Origin of the sequence: Psychrobacter sp. NG25 (genome assembly GCF_015234355.1) — a bacterium.
Lineage (GTDB): Bacteria > Pseudomonadota > Gammaproteobacteria > Pseudomonadales > Moraxellaceae > Psychrobacter.
Map to the genome: position 1 here is coordinate 298,704 of NZ_JADGMV010000003.1, position 17,061 is coordinate 315,764.

General features: G+C 42.0%; 16 protein-coding genes. 5 read left to right on the plus strand and 11 right to left on the minus strand.

The window, feature by feature from the left end:
- Positions 1–4 precede the first annotated feature (4 nt).
- Positions 5–568, plus strand: coding sequence for a DUF2059 domain-containing protein (locus tag IPZ60_RS06560; RefSeq protein WP_194197042.1), 564 nt, complete (start codon positions 5–7; stop codon positions 566–568).
- A gap of 154 nt (positions 569–722) precedes the next feature.
- Here IPZ60_RS06560 and dps read toward each other — a convergent pair whose 3' ends face one another.
- Positions 723–1,205 carry a DNA starvation/stationary phase protection protein Dps gene (gene dps / locus IPZ60_RS06565; protein ID WP_194197043.1) on the minus strand — a complete coding sequence of 161 codons (483 nt, stop codon included), beginning with the start codon at positions 1,203–1,205 and terminating at the stop codon, positions 723–725.
- A gap of 390 nt (positions 1,206–1,595) precedes the next feature.
- Here dps and uvrB point away from each other — a divergent pair, with 390 nt between their 5' ends.
- Entirely contained in the window at positions 1,596–3,707 is a 2,112-nt protein-coding gene (gene uvrB, locus IPZ60_RS06570) for an excinuclease ABC subunit UvrB (RefSeq protein WP_194197044.1), read from the plus strand.
- A gap of 88 nt (positions 3,708–3,795) precedes the next feature.
- Here uvrB and IPZ60_RS06575 read toward each other — a convergent pair whose 3' ends face one another.
- Positions 3,796–4,362 carry a hypothetical protein gene (locus IPZ60_RS06575; RefSeq protein ID WP_227669258.1) on the minus strand — a complete coding sequence of 189 codons (567 nt, stop codon included), beginning with the start codon at positions 4,360–4,362 and terminating at the stop codon, positions 3,796–3,798.
- Between the two features lie 462 nt (positions 4,363–4,824).
- On the opposite strand from IPZ60_RS06575, the gene IPZ60_RS06580 reads away from it, so the two are divergent.
- Both IPZ60_RS06580 and IPZ60_RS06585 read left to right on the plus strand, forming a co-directional pair.
- Positions 4,825–5,877 carry a histidinol-phosphate transaminase gene (locus tag IPZ60_RS06580; protein WP_320108722.1) on the plus strand — a complete coding sequence of 351 codons (1,053 nt, stop codon included), beginning with the start codon at positions 4,825–4,827 and terminating at the stop codon, positions 5,875–5,877.
- A gap of 174 nt (positions 5,878–6,051) precedes the next feature.
- The gene (locus tag IPZ60_RS06585) at positions 6,052–6,435 is read left to right on the plus strand and encodes a hypothetical protein (RefSeq protein ID WP_227669259.1); all 384 of its coding nucleotides are present in this window, start codon (positions 6,052–6,054) and stop codon (positions 6,433–6,435) included.
- Between the two features lie 131 nt (positions 6,436–6,566).
- Here the strand turns inward: IPZ60_RS06585 and IPZ60_RS06590 are convergent, their stop codons facing one another.
- The 3 genes from IPZ60_RS06590 to IPZ60_RS06600 all read right to left on the minus strand — a co-directional run bounded on the left by IPZ60_RS06590 (position 6,567) and on the right by IPZ60_RS06600 (position 8,653).
- On the minus strand, positions 6,567–6,971 hold the full coding sequence (locus IPZ60_RS06590) for a hypothetical protein (RefSeq protein ID WP_194197045.1): 405 nt from the start codon (positions 6,969–6,971) through the stop codon (positions 6,567–6,569).
- 299 nt (positions 6,972–7,270) lie between these two features.
- The gene (locus tag IPZ60_RS06595; protein WP_194197046.1) at positions 7,271–7,786 is read right to left on the minus strand and encodes a hypothetical protein; all 516 of its coding nucleotides are present in this window, start codon (positions 7,784–7,786) and stop codon (positions 7,271–7,273) included.
- A gap of 267 nt (positions 7,787–8,053) precedes the next feature.
- Positions 8,054–8,653, minus strand: coding sequence for a YbhB/YbcL family Raf kinase inhibitor-like protein (locus IPZ60_RS06600; RefSeq protein ID WP_227669260.1), 600 nt, complete (start codon positions 8,651–8,653; stop codon positions 8,054–8,056).
- A gap of 643 nt (positions 8,654–9,296) precedes the next feature.
- Between IPZ60_RS06600 and recJ the strand changes: the two genes are divergently transcribed.
- Positions 9,297–11,108: a single-stranded-DNA-specific exonuclease RecJ gene (gene recJ, locus IPZ60_RS06605; protein ID WP_194197047.1), complete on the plus strand. Its 1,812-nt coding sequence runs from the start codon at positions 9,297–9,299 to the stop codon at positions 11,106–11,108.
- 102 nt (positions 11,109–11,210) lie between these two features.
- Here the strand turns inward: recJ and IPZ60_RS06610 are convergent, their stop codons facing one another.
- From IPZ60_RS06610 to IPZ60_RS06635, 6 genes are all read right to left on the minus strand, one after another.
- Positions 11,211–11,876, minus strand: coding sequence for a trimeric intracellular cation channel family protein (locus IPZ60_RS06610; protein ID WP_194197048.1), 666 nt, complete (start codon positions 11,874–11,876; stop codon positions 11,211–11,213).
- Between the two features lie 103 nt (positions 11,877–11,979).
- Complete coding sequence (locus IPZ60_RS06615) at positions 11,980–12,615, minus strand: trimeric intracellular cation channel family protein (protein ID WP_194197049.1); 636 nt, start codon at positions 12,613–12,615, stop codon at positions 11,980–11,982.
- A 102-nt stretch (positions 12,616–12,717) separates the two neighbouring features.
- Positions 12,718–13,863, minus strand: a complete 1,146-nt coding sequence (locus tag IPZ60_RS06620; protein ID WP_194197050.1) for a multidrug resistance efflux transporter family protein — start codon at positions 13,861–13,863, stop codon at positions 12,718–12,720.
- 61 nt (positions 13,864–13,924) lie between these two features.
- A complete protein-coding gene (locus tag IPZ60_RS06625; protein ID WP_194197051.1) occupies positions 13,925–14,671 on the minus strand; it encodes a radical SAM protein in 747 nt (248 codons plus the stop codon).
- Between the two features lie 241 nt (positions 14,672–14,912).
- Positions 14,913–15,734, minus strand: a complete 822-nt coding sequence (gene dapD, locus IPZ60_RS06630; RefSeq protein WP_194197052.1) for a 2,3,4,5-tetrahydropyridine-2,6-dicarboxylate N-succinyltransferase — start codon at positions 15,732–15,734, stop codon at positions 14,913–14,915.
- A gap of 153 nt (positions 15,735–15,887) precedes the next feature.
- Complete coding sequence (locus IPZ60_RS06635; protein WP_194197053.1) at positions 15,888–16,844, minus strand: alpha/beta hydrolase; 957 nt, start codon at positions 16,842–16,844, stop codon at positions 15,888–15,890.
- Between the last annotated feature and the right edge of the window lie 217 nt (positions 16,845–17,061).

A 17,061-nucleotide genomic window follows, 5' to 3' on the forward strand; every position in this document is an offset into this window, starting at 1 on the left:
TCATATGAGAACTCTACTAAAAAGTACCGTATTTGCTGTCTCGTTGAGTATTAGTGCTGTCAGTTTGATGGCGGTGCCAATGCTATCTGTACAAGCGGCAGTACCGACGGAGGCCTCTCTATTAAAGCTTATTAAGGTCACTAAGGTCGTTGAGATGATGAATGACATGTCTAGTGATAGCGGCATCACAGATCAAGTGACGCAGTCCATGTTATCTTCGCTGCCGGTTGATAATTTGAGTACAGATCAGCGCCAACGTCTAGAAGGTATTGTCAGTAAATATAGTAAAGAGATGACAGACAACAGCGACAGGGACAGCGTGAATCAACAAGTTATCAAGGTTTATATGGAAACAGCGAAACAGCACTTTGACCAAACAGAGGTTGATGCACAGATAGCATTTTATAGTAGCAAAACGGGCCAAAGTATCATTGATAAACAGCCTGATATGATGAAAGATTATATGGCAAAAGTAATGCCTATTGTTATGGAGTCTACTATGGAAAAGGTGCAAGATATTATGCCAAGAATGGCTGCAGATATTAAAGCCCTTAAACTTGAAGAGTAATGTAAAGCCTTATTAATCTAGACTCATTCACTCCAGAAATCGTTTATATAAAAGTCTATAAGCATAAAAAAGGTCGCCATATTTGGCGACCTTTTTATGTTTTAAACTTACGTTTCAAATGCTCGGTAAGTTATCTGCTTATTGATTGCTAGGGTTACTTACTAGGGGCATTCGCACCGATGAACCATGCATCTTTGTCAATGATACGACTGGCTTCTGTAAATAAATCAGCGGTATCTTCGTCACCTGCATCGCCAGCAGTAGCGATTGCTTTACGCAATGTTTCGGCTACTTTCTTGTAGCGGCTAGTCAACTCGCGAACATGTTGATCGACTTCAGTGATATCCGTTGGGTAATCGTCTAGGATAGACTCTTTTACCACACGACTGGCCAAACCATTTGGTTGACCGCCTAAGATTACAATACGTTCGGCAATAGTATCTGATACTTCGAGGATACGGTCTGATGTGTCATCTAATAACTGATGCACACCGATGAAGCCAGTACCTTGTAGGTTCCAATGACACTGCTTGCCATCTAAGGTTAAATCAATGACGTTGGCTAAATTTGCATTTAACAGCTCTACCATACCTTTGGCTGTTTCGTCTGATATTCCACTTGCGTAGCGTTCTCTCATATCTTACTCCATTTTCTATTATTGAATATTTGATTTGTTCTTATTTGACATTCTTTATATGAACTACTTGTTGATTCGTTATAAATAATAGCAGTTTAAATCGCTATTGGAACCCTTAAGCGTTAGGCTTTGTTGAGTGGTCGTGTAAAGAGTTTGTTAACCATGAAAAGCTTTGTAAATATAGCCAAAATCATGTGAGTTTTTTATAACTGCCTTAGACTTTTTGACAAAACAGGCGTATACAATATCGGTCTTATGTACCTTTATATGGGCTAAAACTGATACCCGTTAGCATCGTATACAGCCCATGATTGTCCTTTAAAAACCATCACTCAGACCCCATATTGTTATAAACCTTACCTCATTATAAGAATTAGGAAGAAAGCCATTATGCGTATGCCTGAACCGCGTTCATCGCGTCAGTTAAATCAATTGGCCACTCAGCTCCAAGGTGAAGCTGAAATTAGTGGTGTCAATGCGTCAGGGACGCAAATATCAAGTCGTGCCTTTGAGATGGTCACAGATTTTGAGCCAGCAGGGGATCAGCCACAAGCCATCAAAAAGCTGGTCAACGGTATTAATTCGGGCATGGATGAGCAGTTGCTATTGGGTGTGACGGGTTCTGGTAAGACCTATACCATGGCGAAGGTAATCTCTGAAACCCAGCGCCCAACCATTATTATGGCGCATAATAAGACCCTTGCTGCTCAGCTATATGGTGAGTTTAAATCGTTCTTCCCTAACAACGCGGTTGAGTACTTTGTCAGTTATTATGATTATTATCAGCCTGAAGCTTATGTTGCGGCGAGTGATACCTTTATCGAAAAAGACAGTGCCATCAACGATCATATTGATCAGATGCGTCTGTCAGCAACACGTGCCTTACTAGAGCGTCGTGATGCGATTATCGTGGCGTCAGTATCTTGTATATATGGTTTGGGTGATCCTGAAAGCTATCTAAAAATGCTACTGCATGTGGTCGTGGGCGACAACATAGATCGTACGGCGACGATTAAGCGCCTAGTTGAAATGCAATATATGCGTAACGAATTGGATTTTGGCCGTGGTACGTATCGCTTGCGTGGTGAGCTGCTAGATATCTATCCGGCTGAGTCTGAGCAATTGGCCGTTCGTGTGCATTTATTTGACAATGAAGTGGAAAAGATCACTTGGTTCGACCCATTAACGGGCAAGACCGTGCGTAGCGTGCCACGTATTACCATTTATCCAAAATCGCACTATGTGACGCCGCGCAATAAATTAGAAGCTGCCAGCCATACCATTCGTGAGGAGTTAGAGCCACGATTGGAGTACTTCCGCGAAAATAATAAACTGATTGAAGCACAGCGTCTCAAAGAGCGTACGCAATATGATCTTGAGATGATACAGCAGCTCGGCTACTGTAACGGTATCGAAAACTACTCGCAGCATCTCTCTGGTCGCCCATCAGGGGAGGCGCCACCGACCTTGTTCGATTATATTCCAGAAGACGCACTGCTGTTCCTTGATGAATCACACGTAACCGTTTCGCAAATTGGCGCGATGTATAAAGGCGATAGATCACGTAAAGAAAACTTGGTGAATTACGGTTTCCGTCTACCAAGTGCAATGAACAACCGTCCGATGAAGTTTGAAGAGTGGGAGCGTATCAAGCCAAAAACTATTTATGTGAGTGCCACGCCAGCCTTATATGAGTTAGAGCACAGCGAGCAAGTGGTCGAGCAGGTGGTGCGCCCAACGGGTTTGATTGATCCAGAGATTGAAATACGTCCCGTATTGACGCAAGTCGATGATGTGCTATCAGAAATTACCAAACGCCGCGAAAAAGACGAGCGCGTATTGATTACCACATTGACCAAGCGCATGTCAGAGGATTTGACCAGCTACCTAAAAGAATACGATGTCAAAGTGGCATATTTGCATTCTGATATCGATACCGTCGAGCGTATGCAAATCATTCATGAGCTACGGACTGGTGTGCATGATGTGCTGGTCGGTATTAACCTGCTGCGTGAAGGTCTGGATATGCCAGAGGTGTCGTTGGTTGCGATATTTGATGCCGATAAAGAAGGATTTTTGCGTTCTGAGCGTGCTTTGATTCAGACCATTGGACGGGCTGCACGTCATATCAATGGTAAAGCCATTCTATATGCGGACCGCATTACCAATAGTATGCAAAAGGCGATAGACGAGACTGACCGTCGCCGTGAAAAACAAGTAGCGTTTAACCTTGAGCACAATATCACGCCGAAAGGTGCGCGTCGTAGTATCACGGATAAAATCGATACCGGTGACGATCAGAATGCCAATGATAATCAAGTGATTCCAATCAAGAGCAATCTGCCTGATGTAGACATTAGTATCTTACGTAGCCCTGATTTACTTGCCAAAGAAATCAGCCGTCTTGAGAAGCTTATGAAGCAAATGTCTCGTGATTTGAAGTTTGAGGATGCGGCAAAAACGCGTGACAAAGTATTAGAATTAAAAGCACATTTAATTTAGAAGGCAATGCTACTAAGTTGCAAATAGCAATGAAAAGGTGAGTTGCCTACAGCGCAGCTCACCTTTTTACTTAATAGCTATATTAGATCTAATTAGATTTTTCAATTAATTCTTTTCTGAACCCACCTAGCTGTACTGTCCATTCACAACACAAATCATGAAGTTGGTGCGCTAATGGACGACAACATTCAGGAGTAAAAAAGTAATTACCTTCACCAAGGTCAGTGTTTGTATATTCTAAAAAATTTCCATGACAAAGATTATGTCTTATTCGAACAATTTCAACGTCAGTTTTATTTGGTTTTTTAGAGTTTAAATTAGCCAAAAATAGATTTTCTTTTGGAAAGGCCAAAGCTTCTATAGGTAATCCATTATTTCGAGCTGCTAGCAACAGACTATTGCTTAAAGTAGGTATATTATCAAGCTCAGTCACTATACATGGCTTTTTAATTTGAGACATAGTTACTCTGAGAGAAGCTTCGATACCATTTATAAAGCTTGTGCAAGCTGGTAAATAAAGCTCAGAGTCCAATGCCGAAAGTGCTTGAGTAAATAACCAGTGAACTTCAGCACCTAAATTATGATGCAAGAAGAAGGATTTTCTTTCTTGTGCAATACGAAGTTCATGCAGATAACGTTCTGTTTCACTCATCATTTTATATATACCTTTAATTACTTATATATTTGGGAAAATCTGTGTGTGGATAGTAAATTATAACTAGCCTATGATGGTTAAGAGCGATTTGTAGTGGCTATGCTATCGTTAATTCATACTTCAATCTATAATTTCAACATTATATGATTTTTAATAGTAAAAGCAACTTTATAGTTTTACTCAATGTTAGAGGAGATGAGTTGCATATTCTGTGGCTCATTTTTTTATGCATCATTTGATATCAGAATCCTTGTAATAATAATCGATGCCACTTACCATATCAGCACTTATGCAAGTGAGTCTTTCCATCCATAAATCATATCATTCCAAATAATGAGAGCAGTGACTAACAGTCATAAGAACTTTCAGTCGCAAGCATTTTGTCCAATAGACTTTGCGAGCCTAATACTGACACTGCGAATTCAATATTTGGTATGAGTACTAACTAGGCGTATTTATATTGTGCTTACCAATAATTTAATAGAATTAAACTCTAACGAAAACTCACTAGGTATGGCAAACTCTGCCAAACAAGCCGTTATCGATTCTTTAAACATCGGGTTTCGTTATCCGGACGAACAACGTGCTGCCCTTATCAGCCGAATTGCTGATATAAACGGCGTTACGGAAAACCAAATCTCTCTAGGCTGCGGCTCTAGCGAAAACATCCGTACGGTTGTACAGATGCTGAAAAACAAAGCCTTGAGAGAAGGAAAAAACTTTCAAATAGTCGTACCGCATCCAACGTTTGCCTATGCTGAATTATATGCGACTTCTATTAATGTGCCTGTGGTAAAAGTTCCATTAACGCCTGAAAGCTATTCTCTTAATTTACAAAAAATGCAAAAAGTGGCTGATGACTTTGACGGAATTAGCTTGTTTTATCTGTGTAACCCTAATAATCCAACTGCGACGATTACTGATACGAATACGCTTAAAGAATGGGTAGGGGTGGCACCAGACAATCATTATTTTTTATTAGATGAGGCATACTCAGAGTATGTGACCGATTCAAGTTTTGAGAGTGGTGTTGCCTGGATACGAGAGGAGTATTCAGAAAATATCGTTGTAGTGCGTACTTTTTCAAAGCTGTGCGCGCTCGCAGGCATGCGTATCGGCTATGCAGTTGCTAGCCCGCAAATGACTGCTAAGCTAGAGGCGTTTATATCAATTGATAATACCAATCTATCAGGTGCTGTGGCCGCGATGGCGACCTTAAATGACGACGCATTTTTAGCATTGAGTTTACGTACTGCCAACCAGTCCCGCCAGATGGTCGAGCAGACGTTAGATGAGCTTGGTCTGCGTTACTTGCCATCGCAGGCCAGCTTTATATTCCATGAGATAAAAGGCGATGTACAAATCTATATCGATAGAATGCGCGAACATGGCATTGCCGTCGGTCGTGAGTTTGCGCCTATTACTGGTTTCAATCGCTTGACGCTTGGCAGACCGGATGAGATGGTGGTATTCGTTGAGGTACTCAAGTCATTTCGTGAGAAAGGTTGGGTGTGATTTTCATTGGGTTAAGCGGTTAGTTTGCATCTGGTTTTTACCAACCTTAAACGCAGTTTTACACATTACCCCTTAACAATCATCCGTCCTTCTAATAGGATAAGCAAACACAGTGTATAGCTGTTTTTGACTTATCAAGATCAAAAAATATTGGATAAAAAGGACATAATTATAATGGACGTTAAAGCATTATTTAAAAAGGGCATAGAAAAACAGTTACTAGATGTGGATGACTATATATTTAAGCCTGAGCTAATAGAGATGACGGTTGAGGAAGGGGAGCTGACCTGCGTGCTAAATAGCGATGGTAGTGTCAATATTTTTTATACTAAGGCAGGAATTACTGACGTCAGAGCCGCAGCTCGAAAGCATCCTTTTACTTCTTTTGCGACTGAGCTACATCATGGAATTTATGATGATGTCATTGACGATGTGGTAGGTAATGTAAATGATATTATAGACAGTCACTCTAAGTATTTCCGTCGCAGCAAAGTCTTGCCTCTTACGCCTGCATTAGGAGGCAGTGATGCCGTTATTACAGAGGCTGATAAATATTAGGTACTGGCTTTAACTGATTTTGATCATTCAATTGTTATTATGATTTATAACATTGATAAGAAAAGGGCTAGGTTATCGATGATAACCTAGCCCTTTTTTATTCGTCTACATATCGTCAGTCAATAAGTGACTTATTTAACGAGACTGGTATAGCAGCTTTGTAGTGATTTAGCGACCACGTTAGCGACCAATTCAGTGCGATAGCTTGAGTCTATTGCTGCATTGCCCAATTCAATCATGGTTACTTGTTGAGGGGCTTGCTCACTGACGCAGCCACAAACATTGGTTTTAACAGTTTCTTGCTGCGCATCAGTCATCGCAACACTAGCAACACGCCATGCATTTTGTTTTTCGATTTCGCTGCGGCATTGCGTGTCAATGGCTGATGTAAATATATTCATACCAATACTACTTGCAGTCGTCATGGCTGTGCTAGCACTAGTGCCAGTACCTGCAGTCGTGCCAGTACCTGTTGATGTACAGCCAGCTAGAGCAAGAGTGGCAAGCATAGCGGTCGAAGCTAGAAGTTTTTTCACAGAGTTATCCTTTAAAGTTTTTATGAGCTTTTGAAGCGTATATTTGATAGCAGTTATATTTGTCAGTCGAAACTTATTTTCGTCCTGAGCAAGTCGTATATTATCAGCAAAATACATTAATAACACTATCAATGGTTACTTAAGAAAAATCAAATCACTTTTTATGTTAATCCAGCCATGCATAAGGATGATAGTGATCATGCTATTCAAAACCGACATGTCTCGCCAGTTAACAACATAAAAAAACCAGCAAAGACAAATAGTCTAAGCTGGTTATTGATATTATTTAATGAATACTTTTATACATTTTTACCATGCTGTTTGGTTTGAATTTCTTTTGCTAGCTTGTAGCATTCATTGATATGGTCATTAGCGATTTTTTTGAAAATCATATAGCCCATGGTTGCTGCAACCATTTGACCACCCAATGGGATAAATTTCGTCACTTGTTTGGCAGCGATACGACCACCGAATCCTTGTACTGTCTTTTTCACGATACCACGTGTCGCCATTAGACCTGCGAAGTCAACGGTACGGTCTTTTAAAGCGCCCCAATGAACGGCTCGTGACTCTAAATCAACAGCTGACTGACGATCTTCAATTAAACCAAAGCGCTCACTGATATCAGGCAATAGCTGGGTAAGCATGCCAGCATCCACAGCGACATCAAAGAAAGGCACAGGAACAATTGCGACACCAGCAGAGTACTTAGCGCGTTTTTTGACTAGCTTTTGACATTCTTTTTTTGTTTGTTCGAGGTCTAAGCTAGGATCTATCGTATTTGGTAGTTTTTCAGCGTTTGGTGTGGTTTTCATAAAGGTTCCTTATAAATAATTGAAGTAAGTAATTAAAACAAAACACTCTAAAATATCGAATTATAGTTTTAATGAATAACAAATATCTCAGTTGCTATCTATTTTATGGATTTATAAGAGGCATACAATCATTGCTTTGTAGCAAAATGCAGAAAAATACAGTTACTGTGCACCGTTTTTGTAAACTGGCTGTCCTGTAGTGCCTTGAGATGGTCCAAGAATGGCCTGTTTTATATAGACATTGAAATATGATTTATCAGGCGTTGATTACCCCTCTGGTGTTGGTTTTGAATCCGGCTTGTGCTCGGCACTATTAGTGCTTCGTGAGTATTTAACCGTCATACTTGCAGTATCAAGAGTAATATCTTTTATAGCGGCTAGTAATGCTGAGCGATCTACTTTTGTATTGCTATTAAAGGTAACCGGTGCAGATAACGCATACACAGTATAAGTATAGCTTTTTTCACCTGAGCCTTTAGAGCAAGGAGGCGCGTATTGGTTCAAATCGTTTACGCTATTAGAGCCTACTTCACCGAGAGTTTCGCCCGCTTTAATTTGCGTTTTATCGGCGGCAATGTTGTACATGGTCCAATACCAATGCATTCCCTCTGGTGCTTTATGATCCATAATTAACGCATAATATTTGGTTGCATTAGGTGCATCGCTCCAATTTAACGGAGGGCTAATGCTTTGCCCATCGCACGTATAAGTTATAGGCAAGTTACCGCCATCACTTACTTCTGAGCTCGTTAGCGTAAAATCATTGAGGTTTGATTGTTCAAGCGATTGTCTGCTTTGGTCGTTGCAGGCACTTAAGGTTACGCAGCACAGTGCACTGAGTAAAAAGGCATGGGTATTTTTCATCATTTAAAAATCCAAAGATCAGCACGATCCAGATACATAGAAAGAATTAGCTATGAAGAGTGTAGCTCTTAAATGTAGGGCAATTATGTAGTTTTAAACTTTTTTGTTTTTATTAAGTGATAAGGCATTAAGTTGTGAGCTGTTTACGTAGATAATAGATTGGATAGGAGCGCTTGGTTATGGATGTAAACATTAACGTAAGCATGTGCTTTATTTTAGTCAGTTAAATAACGCTAAAATCCTTATTTTAAATAAAAATTTTCACCCATTGCGACTGACTACCACACGAAAAACCCTCAAATCCAATACTCTAAAATATCGAATTGTAGTTTTAACGAATAACAAATATCTCAGTTGCTGTCTATTTTATAGATTTATAAGAGGCAGACAATTATTGCTTGTAGCAAATGCAGAAAAATACAGACACTACACACCGTTTTTGTAAACTGGCTGTCTTATAGCGTATTGAGATGGCCTAAGAATGACCTGTAACCTCGCTTGAAGTATCATATATACAAATGCACTCGGTTGCCTTGTCTCTCTTTTAAACTGAATCAACTATAGCAACGTCATACATAAAAAATGATAAACCGTCCCGCTATAAATGACCATTGTGACCTTTTGCTAAAGCCAGTAGAATACACCCATGCTAAATTTAACCCCCCGTTATACCAGCACTCGCGTCGACGAGTTGCCCACCGCGCTGCAGCCACTTGCTGCTCAATCATTAACGCTTGCTCGGCTATATGCTGGTCGAGGTATCACTGAGCCCGATGAGCTTGAGACAGGACTATCAGGTCTACTGCCTGCAGAGATGCTACATGGCGTTACTGAGGCAGTGCGCTTGTTAGATATTGCCATTGATGATGGTCAACGTATCCTGATTGTGGGTGACTTCGACTGTGATGGTGCAACCAGTACCGCACTGATGATGCGCGCGCTCACAGAGATGGGTGCAGTCGTTGATTTTTTAGTGCCCGATCGCTTTAAATACGGCTATGGTCTGACGCCAGAGATTGTCGAGTTGGGTATCGAAACTTATCGACCCGATATGATAGTGACGGTGGACAATGGTATTTCAAGCCATGAGGGTGTGGCTCGTGCGCAGGCCGATGGCATCACTGTCATTATCACTGACCATCATCTGACGACCAAACAGACGCCGCCTGCCGAGGCTGTGGTCAATCCAAATCAGCTTGGTTGTGACTTTACCAGTAAGGCACTGGTTGGGGTGGGCGTGGCATTCTATGTACTGGGACGCTTAGCCAAGCTGCGCCGAGAGGCCGGAAAGTCCACCGTACAAGTCAGTCAATATTTGGATTTGGTAGCGCTTGGGACGATTGCTGATGTTGGGGTACTAGATAAAAACAATCGTATCTTAGTACATCATGGGTTGAATGCTATTCGCCAAGGACGATGTTGCCTAGGTATCTTAGCGTTACTTGAACAGGCAGGCCGTGACCCTAAGCAGTTGCATGCACAGGACTTTGGCTTTGTCTTAGGACCACGTATCAACGCAGCTGGGCGCATGGACAATATGCGCATCGGTATTGAGTGCTTGTTGACTGAGGATTGGAGCACCGCACAGCGATTGGCGCAAGAGCTTGAGCAATTGAACCGTACCCGTCGTCAGGTAGAGGGTGAGATGCGGACGCAAGCAGATAGCATTGTGGCAGCGTTAGCAGTGGAGACGGATAATGATATAGATGAAGCCAGTGATGTCATTATCCAAAGTAAGCCTAAAAAGAAGGCTGTTAACGGTGCTAAAAGAAGCATTGTGTTATATCAAGACGATTGGCATCAAGGTGTGATCGGTATCGTCGCGGGACGATTAAAAGAAAGTCACTACTTGCCTAGTATTGTCTTTGCACCAGCAGATACCGCACGTACAGATGAAGATGATGCCATTAAAGGCTCCGCACGGTCTATTGCTGGTGTGCATGTTCGTGATGCGATTGAGCAAGTGGCTGAGCGTTACCCTAAGTTGATCACTCACTTTGGTGGTCATGCGATGGCCGCAGGTTTGACGATTAAGCGCGGTAACTTCGATAGGTTTGTGACAGCCTTTAATGAAGTCATGGCAGAGATGAATGATGACGTTTTCGCTGAGCAGAAATTCACAGATGGGGCATTGCAGGCGAGTGACTTTAGTTTATGGTTTGCTGAGCACTTAGCGGATGCCAGTATTTGGGGTCATGGTTTTGCACCGCCGATATTTGATGGGATATTCGAAGTGCTAAGTTTTAAAGTTTTAAAGGATAAACATCTGAAACTGTCGTTGCGCTATCCCGATGTGCAGTATCCAATTGAAGCGATTTACTTTAATTTTGATAGCGATGTATGGGATTACCGTGCCGAGCAGGTACATTTGTTATTTCAGCTAGACATCAACGAGTGGAATGGTAAGCAAAGCCTACAGCTGATGGTCAAAGACTTGGCTGTGGTAGAGCAGGGCTAAGGTTATAAGGTATCGGTGCGTTTAAGTTTAAGCGCACTAATAGCATTTGTTGCTTGTTGCTTGTTGCTTGTTGCTTGTTGCTTGTTGCTTGTTGATGGGATATCAGTACTTCCATTCCAGGGCTGGAAATTGCCAATCGTAGCGTATCGCCATCATGCGTAAGGTGAAAATCGTACTCATGGTGGCGATATCAGTAATCCAGTCTGTTACACCCAAATTGCTTAGTGCAAAGTAGAGAATACCACCAGTCAAGGCTGCGGTAATATAAATCTCTTGCTGTAATACCAGTGGAATCTCATTGCAGATCATATCGCGGATGATACCGCCGACGATAATGGTAATAACTCCAAGTAATAATGCCACGGGTACATTCGTGCCCATGCTATCGGCAACCTTGATACCGATTAAGGTAAAAGCTGCCAGTCCGATAGTATCTGAGAGTTTGAGAAACTTATCAACGCGTCTAGAGTTGGGATGAAAGAATATCTGCATCACGAGTGACGATATCGTAATAACGGTCAAGTAGCTCATATCCACCATCCAAAAAAGCGGATGACGATCCAAAATCACATCACGAACAGTACCACCGCCGATAGCTGTGACAATAGACACTAGCAAACAACCAAAGACATCGAAATTCTTATGTTTGGCCAGTATCGTGCCTGAAACGCTGCAGGCGATGATGCCGATCATATCAAATAAATATATCAAAGAGCGCGGGTCAAAAGTAGTGATTAGGACGGCAGGGTCCAATGCGATAGATAGCATAAGAAAGTCTCACTAGTTTTTGATGATGATAAATCGATATGATAATTGCTAAATCTACAACCGTTTTTATTTTAGGTGGCTAAGCGACTAAGCAGCTAGGTGACTAAGCAACTAGGCGAATAGAAGGCAGGTGCCAGTCGTATTTAAGCGCTAACATGCGGACCGCAAAGATGACGAAGAGCATAATAAATTCGTTGATACTGGTACCCACTCCTAAATACTGTAAGCATAAATAAGTGACAGACCCAGCGATACTGGCAGTAATATAAATCTCACGCTGCAGCACTAAGGGAATCTCATTACAGATAATATCGCGTAGTAGGCCACCGAGAATAGCCGTCCATACCCCCATCATGATGGCAATAATAGGCGACATGTCTTGCGTCAACGCGATTTTAAAGCCAATGACACTAAAAGCTGCCAGACCAACGGCATCAAAGAGTTTTAACGCATTATCGATCTTATGATATAGATGGAAAAATATTTGTAAGATAAGAGATGTCACAGTAATGACAATCACATAGTTGAGGTCAGTCATCCAAAATAGTGGATGACGGTCTAGCGCCATGTCACGTAATGTACCACCGCCGATGGCATTGACCATGGCTACCAAGATACAACCCGCAATATCAAAACCTTTATGCTGCGCCAGCAAAGTTCCTGCAATCGCGCACGCAATGATACCAATCATGTCCAATAAATATAATAAAATATCAGGGAAAATTAAAGCATTAACCATGGTTATATTACCAAATCGTGTTTATCAAAGTGATTAAGTGTTTTTTGAGCTGTCACTATGTGCGTGATTCAGACGGAAGGCTGAGTATTAGACCCAGACCGTTTAGCCATCTTTTGCAAATAGAATCAACCCGACAATAATAAGAGCAATACCTATTAATCCCATCATCGACGGCAGACTGCTATTGAGCAATAACATGCCACCAATCAAGGCAAATATAACCTCACTGGCTTGCGTGGCATCAACACCAGCCACTTCGCTTGAGGTTTCTGCTTTTTCGCGGGCATATAAGAAAATACTAGTGGCTGCCACACCTGCCAATAAAGCAACCAGTAACGTATTAAATACTTGCTTCGTCTCGGGCAATTCAGGATGAACGATAAGACCCAATACCAACCAAAATGGCACAGTACCCAAGGTCATGAGCCATACCTTATTAAAAGCATTTTGCAGTAAAGTGGTTTGGATAGCGGGAATTTTTGCAATTAAGTCTTGCAGTAGAGAAGGGGTTGGTTCGGCTAAGACAGCATCTGTCGTATGAGCAATACTGATTGAGTCTGCTGGATAGTGAGTATCAATAGCAGATAAAGGCGGCAGCTCAGTTTCCGCCATCAGGTCAGTCGCTTGAGAGGTTGCTTGCGTCGGAGCTTGTGATTCAGTATTTTTCTGTTTGGCGTTATAAGAGACCTGCCAAACCAACTGGTTACCAATGGGGTAGCTAAAGGCTGCTACTAACGCAGGCAAAGCACCGTAAAGCAGCATGTCTTTCATAGGTACGGCATCAGCACCCAATACAGAGGCGGCATGTATACCTTCACTAATGTTAACCAGCACCACACCGAAAAACACCAATAGTGCATAAGCGATGAATTTCTTATCAAACCGCTGGCCAAATACTATTAAGACGAGCAGACTTGCGACAACGGTAAACATAAAGGTTGCCGCCACGACCCAGCCCGCAGCATGATCAGCCGCGTAGCATATGCCTGTATAGAAAACACCAAAGCCAATACTACCGGTAATGCACCAAAAGCCCCAATGTTGACGAAAGATAGTGAGCAGCTCTCTAATACGTCCAAAGCCATGTTGCATAACGATAATGGCGGTGAGAATCAACCACATAAATAAATAGCGAAGGCTGGCTGACCAAAACCAATGTCCACCAGCCGCACTCATTAGCTCATTTAGGATAAACGTCGAGCTAAAAAATGCGCCCGATAATAACCCCAATAAAATGAGTTTGATCATAACTCTATCCTTACACTTGCTTCGCTAGTTATTTAAAGTAGCTATTTAGACTTTTATATTGCTATTTGCCTTTGGCATCTGCCCAAATAATTTTATGCAACTGTAATTGGAAGCGTACAGGTAGCGCATCCACCAGCATCCATTCTGCAAGCTCACGTGCTAGTACGGGTACTTCAGGGCTAGGTAAGTTTTTACTAGCATCTTCACTGATGTCATCTGCGACGTTGAACATCGGAGAAAACCAAACCGTACCGACCAATTCATTCAGCTTATGCTTGGTTAACATAGCTTTTGCCCAGTCGTAATCGGTACGATTCATAATGACGAATTTTATTTGGTCATGCTGAGTGAGATAGTCGAGGTTAGACCATAGATTTTTATCGACTTCGCCTGAGCTTGGTGTTTTAAGATCCATCACTTTGCTGACAGCTGACGGTACATTCTCTACCGTGAGTGCCCCTGCAGTCTCAAGCGATATCTCATAGCCATCACTGAGCAACCGTTTCATCAGCTCGATGGCATTCGGCTGCGCTAATGGCTCTCCACCAGTCAAACAGATGCGCTTGCATGGATAGCCTTTGATGGTCTCGATGATAGTTTCTAATGACTGACGCTCACCACCTGTAAATGCGTATTCGGTATCGCAATACACGCAGCGCAGTGGACAGCCCGTTAGGCGAACAAATATCGTTGGCAAACCTGAGGTAATGGCTTCGCCTTGCAAGGAATAAAAAATCTCTGTCAGACGTAGACCCGCTTCAGGATCAGTGACAGGGATGGCGGCTGTGCGTAATAGTGATTCACTCATAATATGTCAAATACAGTTAAAGATTGATAAGGCGATTAGGCATCTATCAATCGTAATAAAAAGGCGGGTTCTGATATGGGGATTTTGCGTTTGGATAAAGCCAAACTAAAGAAAAGGATTATAACGCACCACCCTCTATTAAGCTGCAAAAAAGACGCTGAAGTTTTCTTCAGCGTCTTTAATAAAGGTGATCTGTCGCTGTCCGTACTGTTTGGGTACGAGACTATAAGTATCAGAAATACTAGGCTAAGCGTAATAGCTCATTGACTGATGTTTTTGCACGAGTTTGCGCATCTACTTTTTTCACGATGATAGCAGCATACAAGCTGTGAGTACCATCTTCTGACGGTAAGCTACCTGGTACGACAACTGAGCCAGCTGGTACACGGCCACGATGAATCTCGCCAGTTTCGCGATCATAGATGCGGGTAGATTGACCGATGAACACACCCATAGAGATGACAGAACCTTCTTCAACGATTACGCCTTCGACGATTTCAGAGCGTGCACCGATGAAGCAATTGTCTTCGATGATGGTAGGGTTGGCTTGTAATGGTTCTAATACACCACCGATGCCAACGCCGCCTGATAAATGCACATTTTTACCGATTTGCGCACATGAGCCAACGGTCGCCCATGTATCTACCATAGCGCCTTGATCGACATACGCACCGATATTGACGTATGAAGGCATTAATACTGCACCAGCTGCGATAAACGAACCTTTACGAGCAACGGCTGGTGGTACTACACGCACGCCAGCTTCTTTAAACTGTGCTTCTGTCCAATCAGCAAATTTAGTCGGCACTTTGTCATAAAACTGCACATGCTCACCAGCGGCTTGAACGTAGTTGTCATTCAAGCGAAAAGACAATAATACCGCCTTTTTCGCCCATTGGTTGACGATCCATTCACCATCTTTCTTTTCTGCAACACGTAGGCTACCGTTATCTAGTTGCTCAAGCACTTGCTCGACAGCATCACGCACGTCTTGTGGTATAGTGCTTGGGCTGTATTCGTTACGGTTTTCAAAAGCTTGTTCGATGGTTTGTTGTAATGACATAAAAAATCCTAACGTTAGTTAAAGGTAATTAAAAAATAAATCGTACTTATAGTTAAATGTTTGCTTAGTTTCGGACTAAGATTTTACTTGCCGTATTGTCGCTAATTTAACAACTTTTAGCAAACGAGTTCACGGTGAACCTCGGCATTAAGCTTAATTATCCGACGTATTACTCTCAATCCACTCCAAGATATCTTGATAGACGATTTCATGATCTTTTTCGTGTAGTGGCTCATGGCGCATATTTGGATAAAGCTGGATGTCTACGTTACTAAAATTTTTCTTATTTAAGCGAGTGACGATTTTGCGGATACCGTGACCCATATCTCCAATGGGATCATCTTCACCACTGATAAATAGCATTGGGAAGTTTTTAGCAATGGTTGTCGCCCAGTTTTTATTCAAGCCTGTTTCCATTAGAGAAAACAACGTCATAAAACCATTATTGGTAAAGTCAAAGCCCGTCAATGGATCTGCTTCGTATATTTCGATGGCGGCAGGGTCTTCAGTTAACCATGCAAATTCTGATGAAGAGATGCGATCTTCAAGCTTGCTATTCAATACCTTATTCATCACCTTGGCAAACACAGGATTTTGTTTCCTTGAGGCGACTTTTGCCAGTATTTTATTGACGGGCAGTAGTACTTTGGTCAATGGATTGGCATCTGCTGTGCCCATTAAAATAGCGCCAGAAAAGGTGCCTGCATGATGCTTGAGGACGTTGCGAATAATGAACGAACCCATTGAATGACCCAAGACAAAATGCGGCACGTCAGGATGGCGATTTTTTAAGGTATCGGCCATGATTATCACGTCTTTCAACAATGATTGCACTGGATGCTCATCTCCAAAAAATCCTAAATCTGCCTCTGTTTTTACTGTTTGCCCATGACCCAAATGATCATAAGTTGCTACCGCGATGCCATGATCTGCCAAGAACTGAGCAAATTCTGCATAACGTCCGCTATGCTCTGCCATACCATGCACGATTAATAATGTGGCCTTTACTTCTGTCTTTTCATCGCTAGGCTCAAAAAAATCGTGATGCAAATAATGAATGTTATCAGAGGAGAGAATGTGATCGTTAGCGGTATCGATGTTGGCACTCATATAAGATTCCTTGATTACTTATAATTGTCATTAAGGGGTTCGATGGTTATGTTCAGATGATAGGCTACGCAGAGCAATCTATCATGCGGCTATAATAATGTCCTATTGTACTGGTCGTTAGTAAATAATTTCACCCTATTTTATTGTTTTTATCACCATTTTCAAAATAAGAGCATGCCTTAGCGCAGTAAGTACTCTTGAAGCTAGATAAGACATT